Genomic DNA, 15,819 nt, shown 5'->3' with positions numbered 1-15,819 from the left:
GACCTCCTTGTCTACGGCATGCCCTGCCGGTGCTATAAAAATGCTTGTACTTGAACAGAATGACCTGAGCCGGACACTTCGTCTCTATTTGCTCACTTTATTGTCTGATTCAGACATAAGTAAAGAGCTTTGGAGCTTTTCTGCAACTTTTCGTGCTCCGCGCACGGCGAGCGCTACTGCCGTCAGCGTGGGATTGCACGCCGTGGCGGTGGGGATGACGCCGTTGCCGGCCACGAAGAGGCCGGGGACCTGCCATACCTGGCTGTCGGGCGAGCAGACACTCTCGCCGTCGTCCGTCTGCCCCATGCGCGTGGTGCCCTGGTAGTGCAGGGACGCTCCGGGTGGCAGGACGAAGGGCCGCTCGTCCAGCGGTTCGCCCACAGCCTTGCCCAGGCGCACAATCTCCTGCCTGGCACGCTCCAGTACCTCGTGGTCCCGCTCGGTGAGGCGGTAGTGGATGCGCATGGCGGGCATCCCGTAGGAGTCACGGGTATCGTCGTCGAACGCCACCCGGTCCTCGCGCTGCAGGTCCTTGGCGCAGAACAGGCCCAGCCCCACGATGGAGCCCGGGACAACGGGATCGTCGTCAGCCAGGGGAACCGGGGAGGCATCCAGCTGCATGATCTGGCCGTGGAAGGGCGCCTCGTCCGTGTAGGGAACCCAAGCCACTCCGCTCTGCTCACTGAGCGCGCCGCTGGCGGCTGCCGGCGCGTCCTCAGGTTGGACATCGCGCAGCCTGCTGGCGAACACCACCTGCGCTTGGTCGTTGAGGTAGCGGCCCAGGGCGTCGGGCCGGATCCCGGAAGCCCACAGCAGCTGTGGCGTGCGCAGGGCGTCCGCCCCCACCACAACAAAACGGGCGGCCATCTGATAAGTTTCACCGCTGCGGCGGTCCCGGACTTCGATGCCGGCAGCCATGCCGTCCTCCACCAGCACACGGGTCACCAGCGATTCATCAAACAATTCAAACTGCGGGTTTTCGCGGGTGACCCCACCCATCACGACGTCGGAGCCGGACCACACAAGGGCGCCGTCTTTCCGCCGGTGGACAGCAAGGGGCATGGGCCGGACGCGACAGGCAGGCTTCCGGCCATGATCCACGACGGCGGCGAGGCGTTCGCGGACCAGGTCCGAGAAAGGTGCGCCGTCGAAAGCGGAGGTGGTGACGCCGAGCAAGCGGTCAGCGTCGTTCAGGAGCTCTTCGAGATCGGGCAGGAAGGGGATGCGTTCCTTGCCGCCCGGGCGCGGGCAGGCGGCGGTCCAGTGGGCGGCCATGCCGCCCACGTTGCTGGACATGGCTGCCACGGGCATTCCGTCCTCGCCGGGCAAGGCGTAGCCGTCCTGCAGAAGATACGTTCCCGGACGCGCCCGGCGTTCGCCGCTCTTGACGGCGCCCGGCGAGTTCACTGTTACGGCGCCGGCCCCGGGACCTTCCGATGCACGCTGGGCGAGGCTTCTGCTTTCCGGATCCTCGATGTTCTTGACGTGGGCGCCGGGTGGGTTGCTGACGGTCGGGCCGACTTCGAACATCGCAATAGTGGCGCCCGGTGCTTCCTCACTAAGGATCCGGGCGTAGGCCGACGCCGTGGGGCCGCTGCCAACGATGGCAACGTCCACGGAGTCGGGGTAGCGGCTGCCGCTCACCGTCCTGCCACCAGTTCCTGAATCCGGCGGACGGACTTGGCCGAGTCGATGGTCGGGTAGTACTCCAGGCCGACGGGGCCGGCGTAGCCGCTGGTCCGCAGGTCGGCGAAGCGGGCAAGCCAGTCGATGGAGCCGGACCCGGGCTCCCCGCGCCCTGGGGCATCGGCGATCTGGACGTACTTGATAAGGTCGCCGGCATTGGCAAGCTCTGCCGCCACATCCTCCCCCTCAATGGTGGAGTGGTAGAGGTCGTAGAGGACGCCAAAGTTGGGCGAGCCGACGCCCTTGGCAACGTAGACCGCTTCGGAAGTCCGGTCCAGGAGTGCCCCGGGGTGGTCCACCCTGATGTTCACAGGTTCAAGGACCAGCGTTATGCCGGAACCCTCGATGTGCGCGACGCCGCGGGTGAAAATATCGATGAGTTCATCCAGCTGGTCCTGGCGCTTGCGACCGCCGAAACCGGTGCCGCTGCCCACCACGATCCGCGGGCAGCCAAGCTGTCGGGCCACCTCGACTCCGGCGTCCAGGCCTGTGTAGAAGGGGGCGTGGTCCTTGGGCGGGATCATGAACTGCATCCGGGGCTCGGCCAGCTGTGCGGTGAGCTGGACCCCGGTTTCCTCAAGTGCTGCCTTGAGGGCCGGGATGTCCTTGCCCGTGGGGCCCCACATTTCCACGGCATCGAAGCCTGCGGCAGCAGCGGCGCGGACGCGGTCGGCGGCGTCCCCGGCCTCGGTGAACAGCAGGTCGATGTTGGGCGCGAGTTGGTACATGCGTGACTCCTGGGTAGTTGAGGTGTTCAGTAGGAATTGGGTGGCCGCAAGGCCCGACTTGGACCGGCTTTTGGGCGCGACGGACCATGGCAGGTCAATCGTGTGGTTCAACGCCCCGTGGTTCTCCAGGTGTAGAGGCTTAGCCCTTCAGGCCGCCGGAGAAACCCTGGATGAAGCGCTTCTGAGCGAAGAGGAACAGCGCCAGGATGGGGATCATCGACACGATGACGATGGCGAAGATGGAGTTCCACTTCGATACCAGTGAGCCGATGAAGTAGTACATGGCTACCGGCAGGGTCTGGTTGGCGGATCCGCCCAGGAAGATCAGTGACGTGAAGAAGTCGTTCCACACGATGAGCCCGGCGAAGATGGTGACCGTTCCGGTGGCTGGGGCCATCATGGGAAACACCACCTTGGAAAAGATCTGCGTCTTGGTGGCACCGTCGATGGTGGCCGCTTCCTCGTAGTCCGTGCCCAGGCCGCGGAAGAAGTTCGCGTACAGGAAGATCGACAGCGGCAAAAGCATCCCGGTATACAGGACAATCAGGCCCCACGCGGATCCGGTCAGCCCGAGGGCACGCGCGCCCATGTACAGCGGCACGGCTCCGAGCTGGCCGGGAAGAATAATGGCTACAAGGAAGAGGTAGTAGGCCGCCTTGCTCCAGCGGCGGGTGCTGCGGGAAATGACGTAGCCGGTAATCGACCCCAGCGCGATCAGCCCGACGATGCTCCCGGCGGTGATGATGAGGCTGTTGACCAGGCCCGCGACGACGTTTGAGTTGCCCGTGGCCGTCAGAACCTTCACAAAGTTGCTGAAGTCCGGATTGGCGGGAAGGGCCAAGGCCGATGTGGTGTACATTTCGCTGTCCGGCTTCAGGGCGGTGGTCAGCAGGAAGTAGAACGGGGCGAGAAAGACCAGGGCCAGGGCCCAGAGGCCGATTTCCCGGAGCAGGGTCAATTTGGTGTAGCGGAACATGGGTTAGTCCTCAGGGTTCGATCGCGTCAGCCGCTGCTGGAGCACGGCGAAGATCAGGATGATCGCGGCAAGCACCAGGGCCAGTGCGGCGCCGCCGCCAAAGTTGCCCAGTGCAAACGCCTGCTTGTAGACCTGGGTGGCCAGCGTCTCGGTTGCACCGGCGGGACCACCGCCGGTGAGCGCCATGATGGGGTCGAAGACGCGGAGGCCCTGCACAATGCCGAGTGTCGTTGCGATGGCGACGGCGGGACGGATGGCCGGCAGAGTGACGTTCCGGAAGCGCTGCCACAGGTTGGCGCCGTCGATGGCCGCCGCTTCCTCCACTTCCACCGGAACTCCGGCAAGGCCCGCCATGAAGATCACCATGGCGAACCCGGTGGAGGACCAGACCAGCACCACAAGGACGGTCCAGATAGCCCACTGCGGATCGGCAAGCCATGGCTTGGCCTGGCCGCCGGCGCCGATGGCCTTCAGGAAGGCATTGAGCGGACCCTCGAAGTCGAAGATGTACTTCCAGATGTAGGCCGTGGCCAGCGGGCTGAGCACCACCGGCATAAAGAAGAGTGTGCGAAGGATGTAGCGCGTCTTGAGGACGCGGTTCAGGCCCAATGCGATGACCAGCCCGGCGATGTTACCCAGGAGAACCGAGCCAAAAGCAAGGAAGAGGGTGTTGGAGAGGGCTCCGACTTTTGTTGGATCCTTGAAGATTGCTTCAAAGTTGGCCCAGCCCGTGATCTTGAACGCGCCGATGCCCGTCCAGTTGGTAAAGGCGAAGAAGCCGCCGATTCCGGTTGCCACGTAGTGGATGGCAAACACCAGGGCGATCCCGGGCAGGGCCCACCACCAGTGTCCGAACTCCAGGCCGCGGCCGCGGAGCGGGCCTTCTGGCCCGCTCCCGGGGTGCGCCTGCCTCGCCGGGGTGCTTCTGCTGCTTCGCTTTTGGGTTGCATCGTCGCAGTCATGGTATTTCCTTGCTTGTCCCTTTGAGTGGTTGGAACGGTGATGGTGGAGAACGGTCTACTGTCCCCAGGCGGCGTCCATGGCCTGCAGGACCTGGTCGGGGCTCTTCTGGCCCGTGATGATGCCCTGGACCCCTGTGGCCAGCGCGTCGTAGACCGCGGAGTTGGGCCACTGGATGTTCGGCAGGGGGCCGTACTTTCCGTCCTTGATCAGGTCGCCGACGTTCTTGTAGGCGCCGCTTCCGAAGTCGTACTTGTCCAGGCCGGTCACCGGCAGCGCGCCGTCGATCTCGGCGAATGCCTTGGTCTGCTCAGGCTCAGCGGCCCAGTCAAGGAATGCCTTTGCGGCATCCTTGTTCTTCGAGGCTGCGTTGATGGAAAAGGCGTAGTTTGCGCTGGCGAAGACGTAGCTCTTGCTCGTGCTTTCGGCCGGCAGCGCCCGTACAGCGAACTTGGCACCCCCGGCAGCGGACTCCAGCTGCTTCCAGCTGGGAGCCGGGATGAAGCCGCTCACGGATGTTCCGCCGGCAAGGCCCTTGGTGATGGCGTCGAAACCGCCGCCCGCAGCACCTTTCTGGAAGCAGCCCGCATCCTTCAGGGTGTTGACTGCTTCGAGGGCTGACTTCCAGCCGGCGGAGCCGGCGAAGGTGGTCTCCTTGGCGGCACGCTTGTCGTTCCACTTCGGGTCTTCGGCGTAGACGCGCGACGCAGCCAGCGACATTGCCATCAGGCCGGTGTTGGGAGGCGCCGCTCCGGCGAGGGCAAAGAGGGACTTACCGGTCGATTCCAGAGCCTTGCACTGGTCCTGGAGGCCGGAAAAATCCGAGGGGAAGCCGCCTGCTGCCTCTGCGGCAGTCTCATTCGAGACAAGGGCAGCGACAGTGATTTCCGTGGCCTGGCCGTATACCTTCCCATCGTGGCCGAAGGTGGTGGCGCTTCCCTCGGGAAGCAGTTCCTTGGCGGCGTCGTCCAGCGGCTCAAGGAAACCGGCCTCGGCCAGCGGCAGGATGCTGCGCCCCGTTCCGGAGCCGGGTGAGGTCACCACGATGTCTGAGGCGTTGCCTGCCTGGAGCTGGGTGCGCAGGGTCTGGTCATAGGAGTCATTGGGCTGCGGGTTGAAAGTGATCTTCACATCGGAGTGGGACTTCATGTAGTCCTCAGCGAGCGTCTGGAACGGGCTCTCGATGGTGTTCGACGTGGCGAATGACAAGGAAAACTCCTTGGACCCATTCGACGGTGCGGTGCTGCCAGCGGAGCTGGAGCAACCGGTGAGAGCAAGGGCGGCGATGGTTGGGACGGCGAGAGCGCCGATAACCTTCATAGCCGCAGAGTGGCGATGCTGTGCCATGTTCAGCCTTTCAGACTTCGTTGTCGAAGAACTTCCGGGGGAACGGTGACCCCGGTCACTCACCAGTATGTAGTAGATGTGCAGGAAAAGCACATAAGTCTTTGCTATGACAGACATAAGTCAGGCAGTGGTGCGCAAACCACCTCTTGCTATATCGCGGAGCGTGATGTTGCGGTAGTGGTCATTGGTCGCGCTGATATGCTGACGTAACGTACTTCACCATTCCGAAGGACCTGTCCGTGACCAACTACTTCCTGCTCTCCCGGCTTGACCTCAATCTGCTGATCTCGCTCGACGCGCTCATCACGGAGCGCAGCGTGACGAGGGCGGCGGAACGGCTGCACCTAAGCCAGCCGGCCCTGAGCGCGTCGCTGGGACGGCTGCGGTCACACTTCGGCGATCCCATCCTGGCGCGGAGGGGCAACGCGTATGAGCTCACCCCCTTCGCCTTGCGGCTTGCCGAGCACACCACCACCGCGCTGGAGGCGGCCCGCCGGGTTTTTGAAAGCCAGGCGACATGGGAGCCGTCGGAATCCGAACGTGAATTCTCGATTTACGGTTCGGACTATGGCTTCAGCACGATCGGACGAGTCGTTTCCGAGCTTGCCGCCGAGCGCGCTCCGGGGTCCGGTTCCGGTTCATGCTACACAATCCCCTGGTGGTGGAGGATGCCGCCAACCGGCTTCGCTCCGTGGACGGCATGGTGATCCCGCACGGCTTCCTAAACGGGCTGCCGTACCAGGATTTGTGGCGGGACGGCTGGATGGCCGTTGTCTCCTCGTCCAATGATGCAGTAGGCCAGCAGATCACCATGGAGAACATTGCAGAGCTCACCTGGGTAATGACCTTTCAATCCCGGTCCGCGTTCACTTCCGCCCAGCGCCAAATCCAGCAGCTAGGGATCGAGCCGCGCGTGGACGTCGTGGTTGAAAGCTTTCTCTCCCTCCCGCACTTCGTAGTGGGCACGCAGCGAATAGGGCTGATCCAGGCCGCCCTCGCACCGTTTGCCCTTCAGTTGGGCGGCGTGCGCATCCTGCCGCTGCCGTTTGACGCCACTCCCCTGGTCAACGCCCTCTGGTGGCATCCAGTACACGACCGGGACTCTGAACATGAGTGGATGCGGGACCTTTTCAAGGAGGCCGCGGAGATTGTAGCCGCCAGGGACGCCCCTCAAGTCCCCGCTTAAAGCCTCAGTGCCCGGCCGGGCGAACGGACGGGCACCGAAGACTCTAGCGCTGAGGGGTCAGGCCGATGCCAGCGCGGACCGCATGCTCTTGCGGATAAGGTCATGCTGCTTGCGGACCAGCAGCAGCGGATCCACCTCGCCGAGTTCCGCGAAGGCGTGGCCCTCCCACTCGCTGGACCAGTACCCGGGGTAGCCGCCCTCGACAAAGACGCGGACCAGCTCCGGATAGTCGATTGCCGGTTCCTTTCCGTCGTCGTCGATGTCGTAGAACTTGGCGTGGACATGCATGATCTGCGGCATGATGTCGGCCCACTCGGTCGACTTGACGTGACCATGCATATTGAAGGCCAGATGGGCGAACGAACCGAGGCGTCCGGGGTCGAAGCCCCGGCTGCGCAGGTAGCCGATGAACTCCTCCTGCCGCGCGCGCATCGGGGCGTCGGTGGCCCAGATGGCTTGCAGCTTCTGGACGGCTTCGTCATCGAGCCCGGCACGGCGGACTGCCCGCAGGAGCGTGGGTGACATGCTGTGCATGGTGGAGGAGAAATCGGCCACGAAGCCCAGCAGCGGTGAATCGAGTTCCGCGTACACCTCGCGGACCTTCATGATCTCCGGGGAGTTGGGGCCCAGCGGTGCGTGGATCTCGTAGGCAAGCTTGAGCTCCAGGTCCTCGGCGAGCGGCAGCAGCCGGCGAAGCAGCTCCGGCTTGGCGCTCTGGATGCGGACCAGCGGGAACCCGAGTTTCTTTGCGCCGTGGAAGAGCGTCTCGCTGAACTCGAACTCTTCGTCGGGTGTCATGTCGCGGTCGCGGCGCCGGCCCATGTCCAAGTTGGCGCCGAAGGCGCTGGCGGTGAAGCCGTATTTGTCGAAGGCCTCCTGCCAGGAACGGGCGAAGTCATCCGAGACGCGCGGATACGTCGGCAGGACCTGGGAGGCCACGATTTCGATGCCGGGGCCGATGCCCAGCTCTGCCACACGGCTCAGCAGGCCGTCAAAGTCATACCAGCCAGCCCGGAACTCGGCGCTTGCCGAGTACAGCGTGAGCCCGAGCGAGAAGGGATCGTCCTCAGTCTTTGGCGGAGGCGGGGTCACCGCCGTCGTCAATACAGGAGCCGCAGCGGCCCTGTCCGTGACGGTCAGCTCAAGTGTCTGGTTCACGAAGTTGGGGACATACATCCCGGGGCTGCCGTCCTGGCCCGGGGCGATCTGCATGTAAGGCAGGCGCAGCTCCCCGATGAGTTGGACGGTGTGCTCCTCGCCCAGGGCCACCGGGGTATCCCGCTTGGCGATCAGCAGGGGGTGCTCCTGCAGGTACCAGAGGGTTTCGCTCTGCGCCGGGAGTTCGGCGAGCGCGTAGCGGACGCCGCCGAGTTCCAGGGCCAGGTCCTCGGCGGGAACGTCCTGCCCGTCGATGGTCAGCCGCAGGCTGGAGACCGAGGAGAGCCACAGGCTCCGGTACCACGGCAGGGTCAGGGCCAGGGCCAGACCGTCCGGGTGGGCGCGGAGGCTTGAATCGTCAAGAAGTCCGTTTGGCATTGTCTGTTCTCTTTGCTGGAAGGTGGGAAGGGTCAGGTAAGTTCGGAAGTTACGCGGCGGATCAGGGCATGCTGGCGGCGTACCTGCTCGATGGCCCGCCAGGGTGTGCGTTCGCCTTCGTATTCGCTAGAGAGGTAGCCGGTGTAGCCCGCGTCTTTGAGCGCCTTGAGTACGGGCAGCCAGGGAATCTGCTGGTCCTCGAGTTGGTCGTTGATGTCGTGGAACTTGGCCTGGACGAACACCACATACTGCGCAATCGCTGCGAAGTCGGCCGGGTCGACGCCGATGCCGTCCAGGAACGCGGGCCGGGTTTCGCGGGTCTCGCCGTCACGCAGCGGAATGGGGCGGTCCTGGAAGATACCGGTGTCGATGAGCAGGCCGAAGTTCTTGGTTCCGGTCCGCTCGATGAGGCTGATGTAGTCCTCGACCACGGGGTGCTGGATCGGCGTGGGGGAATGGATTTCGGGGCAAATGATGATCCCCAGCTCGTGGGCCAGGTCAAGGGAACGCTCCACCGATTTACTCCAGATAGGGTCCGGGACCAGGTCGCTCGACACCACGCCGATTTTGGGCCGCACGAAGCCGAAGCCCATCCGGTGGGCCAGCCGCAAGTCCCGCTGCAGCGCCTCGGCCCCTTCGGCGACGGTCATGGATCGGCCCGGGTGCAGCCGGGTATCGATCCAGGACCCGTAGTTCGTGGGCTCCAGGGAGTACTTCTCCAGCAGGCTGAACCAGTTGTCGATCCACGCGGAAGTGGGTTCGGGGTAACCGGGGATATGGCCCTCACCGAGGATCTCGACGCCGGTCGCCCCCACGTCTGCGATGGAGGCCAACGCAGTCTCCAGGTCCATCACCGTGCCGTAGTCGCCCATGTAGCTGTAGAGGGAAACGCCGTAACGGAAGGTACCCGCACCACCCTCCGGAGCCAGCGTGACCGCACGGCTGACGCGGTGGACGGTGGGTTGGTGCTCCACGGGAATATAGGACATCCGCAGCCGCAGTTCGATGGTGAGCTCATGGACGCCCTGCGGCAGGCCTCCGTCGAACGGGACGGTGACCACCGCGGCTTCATCGACGGGCCAGCGCACGCCGTCGCTTTCCCACAGCTGCTGCAGGGTGTAGGTCCGTCCGCCGAAGGTCCACAGCGGAACGGCAGGGCCGACGTCGACGATGTTGCCCAAGCGGACTGCGATGCCGTCGATCAGCGACGCGGCCATGCCGCGGTAGGAAGGCATCCGGACACGGAACTGGAAGCCGGTCACGGGCCCGCCCTCAATGACGTTGCGGAAGCCGACGGACTGGATGAGGTCTCTTTCGAGAAGCATCGTTGCTCACTCTCTCTAGGTGCACACCTATCGTAGCATCCTTATGTCGTTTTCGTACTAAAGTATGTAAACTTTCCCCCTAACCACCCTTGACGAATAAAAGGAGCTCAGAGCACATGGCCGAAGTGCTGAACGCACTCATTCTTTCGGGGCATATGACCTGCGAGCACGACAACGAATTCCGCAGCTTCCGGGCCCACAACCAGTGGCTCACTGCCGTGCTTGAGGACACGGGCCGGTTCCGCGTCCGCGTCATCGAGGACCCGCGGGGGCTCGGTGCGAAAGTGATAGACAGGTACGACGTGGTCATCATCGTGTTCGAGGGCCGCGACGAATACCACGAGAGAGCTGTCGGTTTCGGCGCTGAAACTGACGCGGCCCTGCTGAAATTTGTCCACGACGACGGGAAAGGCATCGTCTGGTTCCACGGCTCCGCGGTGCAGGAGGACGACTGGGGTTACCCCGAGGAGTACAACATCATGCGGGGCGCGAAGCTCAGCGTTCCCACCGGGCTGCGTCCGCGTCCCTGGGGTGAGGCCCGGCTGCAGACGGCCCAGCCCTGCCACCCCATCACAGAGGGCATCAGCGACACGTGGACGGTGACGGGCGATGACATCCTGACGGGTGTACGGCTGAACGAAGGCGCGGAGGTGCTTCTTTCAGTGTTTGACGACCTGGAATCATACGAGCAGGCACCGATGTGGCCGATGTCCCACTATCCGGTGGCCATCCCGGCGGAGGGACTGAGCGGCCTTCCCGGCATCAACACCCTGCAGCCGTTGGCCTGGATCAACAACTACGGGGAAGGCCGCAGCTTCACCATCACCATCGGGCACGACATCGACACCTTCCGGCGGATCGAGTTCATCCGGATGTTCCCCCGCGGCGTGGAGTGGGCGGCCACTGGCAAAGTCACCCTGGAAGGACCGGACCGGCGCGGTGAGCGTCGCTTCCTGCCATGGCCCTACTACAACCAGGAGAGGTAACGAAGGGTAATCCGGCCTAACTCTCCCCCGGGGCCCCGTTCAGCTCCGCTCCAGTGGGCGGGTCGGCCGCCTCCCGGGCCGCATGTTCCAGGAGTTCGGGCAGGCCTTCCGCCGGCAGGTCCCGGAGTTCCGCGCCTGGCTCGCGGACCGCGCCGTTGCCTATCCTCAACCCGGAGCACGCACTGCTGCTCAAATTCACTGCCCTCTAGCCACTGGACGAAGGTCCAGGACGGGAACCACATCAGAGGCCTGTAATGCCCAGGTGAATGGATGCTCAACGTCCGGGGCCAGCGTCGGCTGTTACTGGCTGGGCTGCGTTCAGGGCCCATTGATCCGGACGGCGTAGAGAGCAGCATTTGACGTTGACCAAGGCATTGGAGCCGTGTGTCTGCTTTGGCTACACCCCAACCTGACACGGGGACCTTTGGGCCCCAGTGTCAAGGGCTCCCATCCAAGTCCGCCAAGAGGCTGGGCCCCGCCCCCGCCCACAGCCAGGGAAAATTCTCATGAGTTACCCACCACTACTGCTGCTCTGGGAGCTAAACGAGGCTCCCAATATCCAGCCGTAGATAACCCGCATTGACCCCAACTGTGGACGGAAAGAGTCACTTAGCGCAGCTGTCCGAGCCTGGCCAAGACGACGGAATATCAACTATCGCCTTTGGGATGGTCAGGAGAGTGGCCCCCAAACGGGCTGTTTCGGCATCGATCGTGGTGCTCTTCCCCGGACACGGAACATCAGAAGTGCTCAGTCAGCGCCCGGTTCACGGCGGGGATGTCCGCGAAGGCAGGGTCAAAAGGCTCAGCGGAGCCGGTCAGGTCGGTCACCCAGGCGGCACGTTCTGAGTTTTCTGGATGCGATGAGTCGAGCATGGCATCCAGGTTTTACTCGTAGCCGGGAAATCCCCCGGGAGTCTTCCGGCGGGCCCCGCCGTTCAGTCGGGTCGGCGCGAAACCAACACTGGGCCTGGGGAAGCCCTCTTCGTGGGTAATTAAACGCCAGGTCGGAACCAGTGGCTCTGCGATTCGCACTGGCGGCTACCCGAGTCGCGCTACTTTCAGGCTGGGGGCGGTGGCGGTCCCGCCTTTGGCATAGAGCGAGAGGCAGGTGCTGTCGGGTCCGGGAAATATAAGGCCTGTCATGGTGACCTGGCCGTCTTGAGCGAAGACTTCCACTGAGCAGTGGTCGACGAAGATCTTCAAGCTGTATGAACCGTCACGGGCTGGCCTCAGCGGGGCTGTATCGATGGATGCGAAGCTCTCATGGAATTCTGTGTTGCCGGAGCTTGTCCGGTCGGTGATGATCCGGTTCTCGGAGGGGCGGATGCCGATGCGGGTTCCGTCCGTGCCGTTGCCTCGAATGATGAGTCCAAATTCCTCCGCGGAGCCCGGCAGGAAGGTCACATCGATTATCTCTACCGGCGCCCCCGGGTGCAGATGGCGCATCCCTTCATCGATCGCAAGACCAGACCAGGTGTTCACCGACATTGAGCCACAGTTTCGATATTCGTCGGCAACCTGTTGGGATAGTCGGGGCTGGCCTTGGTCTGTCACGAGGGACATTTCACGTACGAGTGACATCGAACTGCGCCACGGCCAAGTCGGGATAGCGGCCCCATACTGCCAGTTGTTCATCCAGCCGACCATGAGACGGCGCCCATCGGGTGCGTTGTTGAAAGACACGGCCGCGTAGTAGTCACGCCCCCAATCGAGCCAGTGGTATGCGTCGAGCTCGGCCGTTTCGCTGCTACCGTCGGTGACGGTTGTTTCGGACGTGAAGGCAACGCCGTCGAAGTGGCCGACAAAGTATTGACCCCCTGACCCGCCATTGGGGCCGCCGGGGTTGAGATTCACGGTGAGGATCCACTTGGTCCGCTCTTCGTCGCCGTCCAGTGGCAACGGGAAAAGGTCAGGACACTCCCACACACCGCCGGTGGCGTTGGCGGGTCCGAAGCTGCTGAGGTAGTGCCAATCCCGAAGGTTATCGGAGCTATAGATGACCACCTTGTGATCGTTTGCTTCGACGGCCACCATGACCCAATAGCTGCCAGGGGGCCCGTCGTAGCGGAACACCTTCGGATCGCGGAAGTCTGCGGAGTTCCTGTCGAGGACGGGGTTGCTGTGGTGCTTCGTCCAGGTGTAGCCGCCGTCGGAACTCCACGCGAGGGACTGGGCCTGTGTACCCCGTCGGGCTGAGCTGTCTTTGTAGGCGCTGGTGTACATTGCCACCAGCGGGGCGGTCTGCCCGTTGCCGAGGCCACTGGTGTTGTACTGGTCGATGACGATGCTGCCGGAGAAGATGTCCTCTTCGGCGTCGCAGGCGATGGCCACGGGCTGCTCGTCCCAGTTGACCAGGTCCACTGAGGTGGCGTGGCCCCAGGACACGTTGCCCCAAACGTTCCCGAACGGGTTGTTCTGGTAATAAAGGTGATAGATGCCCTCGTGGTAGACGAGTCCGTTCGGGTCGTTCAGCCAGGTGTTTTTGGCCGTGTAGTGGAGGGCTGGCCTGAAGATGTCATCCTCGTGGGCTGAAATGGCAGTCATGACGTTGGGTGCCTTAACGGGTAGTCGGTGGGGTCGCCGCGGGCAGGTGGCAGCCGCGGCGGCTGCCGGGTGGCTTGCGGGCAGCAGACAAACGCACTCGCCGGTGCAGACGAACGTCTGCCGCGGAGGGGTTCTCCCAGTGCCGGGAGATGCCGTCCCTTCACTGGCAGGTTGTCGCCTTGGCGCAGCCGGAGAGGCTGTGTGTTTCAGTGGCAGCCGCAGGAAGTGCGCAGTACGAGTTCGGCGGGGAAGATATTGGTCTGAGTATCTTTTCCGTGCGGCGCCAGGAGCGCATCCAAGGCGGCTTGGGCCATGTCCTTGACGGGCTGGGCGACTGTGCTGAGCCGGGGCCAAGTGTATTCAGACTCGGGTGAGCCGTCGAAGGAGAACACCGCGAGGTCCTCTGGCACCCGCAGGCCACCCTCCTGGAGGGCGCAGAGCAGAGCAACAGCCTGTTGGTCGGAGCTGACGAAGACCGCGGTCGGTCGGTCGCTGCGGGCCAGCAGCTCCTGCCCGGCACGGTACCCGCCCTCGCGGGTAAACGGAACCCGAACGATCGGGCCCGGGGTGAGGCCGGCGTCCTGGACGCCCTGGCGCCAACCGAGCTCGCGTGCGTCCAGGTCGCCGCCGGCAGTGTTGCCCATGACCAGCCCGATGCATTTATGGCCGTGGCTGATGAGGTGCTCTACCGCCATGCGCGCTCCGTCCTGAAAGGCGACTCCGACAGAGTTGGCACCGTGGTCGCCCGCGCTGTGTTTCATGACGGCGGGACTGGCGGCTGTGGCGAGGTCGGTGCTGTGGTTCAGGAGCACAACGGGAATGTCTGCCTGTTCGAGGTCCATCAGATCGGGATCGGACAGTTCGCTCCAGAGGAACATTCCGTCCACCTTCCGGGCGGCAAAGTTCTTGATAAGGCGCCGCTCTGTGCGCAGCGAACCCTGGGAGTCCGCCAGCAGGAGGGAGTAGCCCCGCTCGGCCGCGGCGTTTTCGACGGCGCGGGCGAGCGAGGCGAAGAACGGATTCAGGGCATCGGGGATGATCATGGCGAGCATCTCACTGGAACCCAGCGCAAGTGCCCGGGCTGCCGGATTGGGCCGGTAGCCCAGTGCCCTGATTGCCTGCCGCACCTTGGCTTCGTTCGCCGGGGAAACGGCCCGGGGCCCGCCGTTGACCACGTAACTGACGACGGCGCTGCTGACCCCTGCGAGCCGGGCGACGTCGTCGCGGGTGATGGGCTTGGCCTGTGAGGTCGGGTGCGGCATGGCAACCATGCTAGCGGCGTTTCACTTGGCTGACTCGCGCTGTGCCGGGCCGGGCAGCTCTGCCGGGGCGTCGCCGAAGTCGGGCACCGGCAGGCGTTCGCCGCCGCGCAGGGCTGACTGGTGTGCCACGATGCCGGGAAGCGTGTAGCGGGCCGCTTCCCAGGCGTTGACCGGAGGCAGGGTGCCGGTGTTGATGGCGGTGACGAAGTCGTCCACGAGGAAATGGTGGCTGCCCTCGTGGCCGTTGGGCAGGCCCCGGAACTCCGCCGGCAGTCGTCCGGCGTCGTGCACGGAGGCCATGCCGGAAATAAACGCATCGCGCAGTGCGGGAGCCACGTCGGCCAACACAGGGTCATCAGCGTCCATGGTGGCCTGGGTCTCGAGCTGGTCACTGATGTCGGTCACGGCGTGCTTGTCCTGCCAGACGCTGACGAGGGCGAGCTGTTCGAAGCTGGCCTCCGTGCCGAAGTAGCGGAAGCGGCTCTCGCGCAGGTGGGAAGGGTAGCCCACCCTGCGGAACTCATTGATGCGCATGGACCCGCCGCCGGCGAGTTCGAACAGGGCGCTGGCGTTGGAGAAGTCGTTGGCGAACATGCTTACCTCGCGGTCAAAGACGCCGTCGCCGCGCTCATCCCGGACCCCGACGCAGCTGACGCTGACGGCGTGACCGCCGGTGGCTCCCAGCACCCCGCCCACGGAGTGGGTCGGGTAGAGCATGGGCGGGTAGCTGGCGGTGCGCTTCCAGTTTTCTCCGCCGCTGTACTGGTAGGCGTCGTAGAAGCCGAGGTCCATGTCGTGGACGTAGTCGCCCTCCGCGTAAAAGATCCGACCGAAGGCGCCCTCGGTATTCTTTTTGCGGGCAAACACGGTTGCCGGGTTGTAGTAGCTGGTCTCACCCATCATGTAGGTCAGCCCGGTCTCACGGACCGCTTCGATAATAGCCGCGATTTCCGCTTCGGAGATCGCCATCGGCACGGCGGAGTAGACGTGCTTACCGGCACGCAGCGCCTGCACCACCAGCGGTCCGTGGGTCCAGCGCTGGGTGAAGATCGCAACAGCGTCTACGTCGCTTTCAAGCATTGCCTCGAAGCTGTCGAACGTCCCCGCAGCCCCCACGCTGCTGCTCTGGGCCTCGGCACGCTCAGCGATGAGGTCGGTGAAATATATGTCTGAGATTCCAGGGTGGGCAGCAAAGAGCTTGGCGAACACGCCTGCGAACTGTCCCGCACCAACGATTCCAATTGAAGAAGTCATGAAAAGAGTATGCGCACCAAATCTACGCG

Annotated in this window: 15 protein-coding genes; 3 read left to right on the top strand and 12 right to left on the bottom strand. The window is 64.0% G+C overall.

Going from position 1 to position 15,819, the window contains the following annotated elements:
• Nucleotides 1–84: 84 nt before the first annotated feature.
• The 5 genes from OUO20_RS18190 to OUO20_RS18170 all read right to left on the bottom strand — a co-directional run bounded on the left by OUO20_RS18190 (nt 85) and on the right by OUO20_RS18170 (nt 5,559).
• On the bottom strand, nt 85–1,644 hold the full coding sequence (locus OUO20_RS18190; RefSeq protein WP_268002329.1) for a GMC oxidoreductase: 1,560 nt from the start codon (nt 1,642–1,644) through the stop codon (nt 85–87).
• Nucleotides 1,641–2,414, bottom strand: coding sequence for a TIM barrel protein (locus OUO20_RS18185; protein ID WP_268002328.1), 774 nt, complete (start codon nt 2,412–2,414; stop codon nt 1,641–1,643). Before OUO20_RS18185 ends, OUO20_RS18190 begins: the two co-directional genes overlap by 4 nt.
• A gap of 139 nt (nt 2,415–2,553) precedes the next feature.
• The gene (locus OUO20_RS18180) at nt 2,554–3,390 is read right to left on the bottom strand and encodes a carbohydrate ABC transporter permease (RefSeq protein WP_268002327.1); all 837 of its coding nucleotides are present in this window, start codon (nt 3,388–3,390) and stop codon (nt 2,554–2,556) included.
• 3 nt (nt 3,391–3,393) lie between these two features.
• Nucleotides 3,394–4,206: a carbohydrate ABC transporter permease gene (locus OUO20_RS18175; RefSeq protein ID WP_268002326.1), complete on the bottom strand. Its 813-nt coding sequence runs from the start codon at nt 4,204–4,206 to the stop codon at nt 3,394–3,396.
• Nucleotides 4,207–4,407: 201 nt separating this feature from the next.
• Nucleotides 4,408–5,559 carry an ABC transporter substrate-binding protein gene (locus OUO20_RS18170; RefSeq protein WP_268002325.1) on the bottom strand — a complete coding sequence of 384 codons (1,152 nt, stop codon included), beginning with the start codon at nt 5,557–5,559 and terminating at the stop codon, nt 4,408–4,410.
• A gap of 377 nt (nt 5,560–5,936) precedes the next feature.
• Here OUO20_RS18170 and OUO20_RS21595 point away from each other — a divergent pair, with 377 nt between their 5' ends.
• Nucleotides 5,937–6,404, top strand: a complete 468-nt coding sequence (locus OUO20_RS21595) for a LysR family transcriptional regulator (protein WP_326498052.1) — start codon at nt 5,937–5,939, stop codon at nt 6,402–6,404.
• Nucleotides 6,356–6,883, top strand: coding sequence for a LysR substrate-binding domain-containing protein (locus tag OUO20_RS21590; RefSeq protein ID WP_326498051.1), 528 nt, complete (start codon nt 6,356–6,358; stop codon nt 6,881–6,883). Before OUO20_RS21595 ends, OUO20_RS21590 begins: the two co-directional genes overlap by 49 nt.
• Before the next feature lie 57 nt (nt 6,884–6,940).
• Here OUO20_RS21590 and OUO20_RS18160 read toward each other — a convergent pair whose 3' ends face one another.
• Both OUO20_RS18160 and OUO20_RS18155 read right to left on the bottom strand, forming a co-directional pair.
• Nucleotides 6,941–8,419: a C-glycoside deglycosidase beta subunit domain-containing protein gene (locus OUO20_RS18160; RefSeq protein WP_268002324.1), complete on the bottom strand. Its 1,479-nt coding sequence runs from the start codon at nt 8,417–8,419 to the stop codon at nt 6,941–6,943.
• A gap of 32 nt (nt 8,420–8,451) precedes the next feature.
• Entirely contained in the window at nt 8,452–9,744 is a 1,293-nt protein-coding gene (locus OUO20_RS18155) for a C-glycoside deglycosidase beta subunit domain-containing protein (protein ID WP_268002323.1), read from the bottom strand.
• A 116-nt stretch (nt 9,745–9,860) separates the two neighbouring features.
• Here OUO20_RS18155 and OUO20_RS18150 point away from each other — a divergent pair, with 116 nt between their 5' ends.
• Nucleotides 9,861–10,730, top strand: a complete 870-nt coding sequence (locus OUO20_RS18150; protein ID WP_268002322.1) for a ThuA domain-containing protein — start codon at nt 9,861–9,863, stop codon at nt 10,728–10,730.
• Nucleotides 10,731–10,746: 16 nt separating this feature from the next.
• Here the strand turns inward: OUO20_RS18150 and OUO20_RS18145 are convergent, their stop codons facing one another.
• From OUO20_RS18145 to OUO20_RS18125, 5 genes are all read right to left on the bottom strand, one after another.
• Entirely contained in the window at nt 10,747–10,923 is a 177-nt protein-coding gene (locus OUO20_RS18145; protein WP_268002321.1) for a hypothetical protein, read from the bottom strand.
• Between the two features lie 545 nt (nt 10,924–11,468).
• Nucleotides 11,469–11,603: a hypothetical protein gene (locus OUO20_RS18140; protein ID WP_268002320.1), complete on the bottom strand. Its 135-nt coding sequence runs from the start codon at nt 11,601–11,603 to the stop codon at nt 11,469–11,471.
• 165 nt (nt 11,604–11,768) lie between these two features.
• Nucleotides 11,769–13,274, bottom strand: coding sequence for a glycoside hydrolase family 32 protein (locus OUO20_RS18135; protein ID WP_268002319.1), 1,506 nt, complete (start codon nt 13,272–13,274; stop codon nt 11,769–11,771).
• Nucleotides 13,275–13,480: 206 nt separating this feature from the next.
• On the bottom strand, nt 13,481–14,536 hold the full coding sequence (locus OUO20_RS18130) for a LacI family DNA-binding transcriptional regulator (RefSeq protein ID WP_268002318.1): 1,056 nt from the start codon (nt 14,534–14,536) through the stop codon (nt 13,481–13,483).
• Between the two features lie 21 nt (nt 14,537–14,557).
• Nucleotides 14,558–15,790, bottom strand: coding sequence for a Gfo/Idh/MocA family protein (locus tag OUO20_RS18125; RefSeq protein WP_268002317.1), 1,233 nt, complete (start codon nt 15,788–15,790; stop codon nt 14,558–14,560).
• Between the last annotated feature and the right edge of the window lie 29 nt (nt 15,791–15,819).

This window comes from Arthrobacter sp. FX8 (genome assembly GCF_026723805.1).
Taxonomy (GTDB): Bacteria; Actinomycetota; Actinomycetes; order Actinomycetales; family Micrococcaceae; genus Arthrobacter.
Note: the sequence above shows the minus strand (reverse complement) of the source record. Positions and strands in the feature narration are given on the sequence as shown.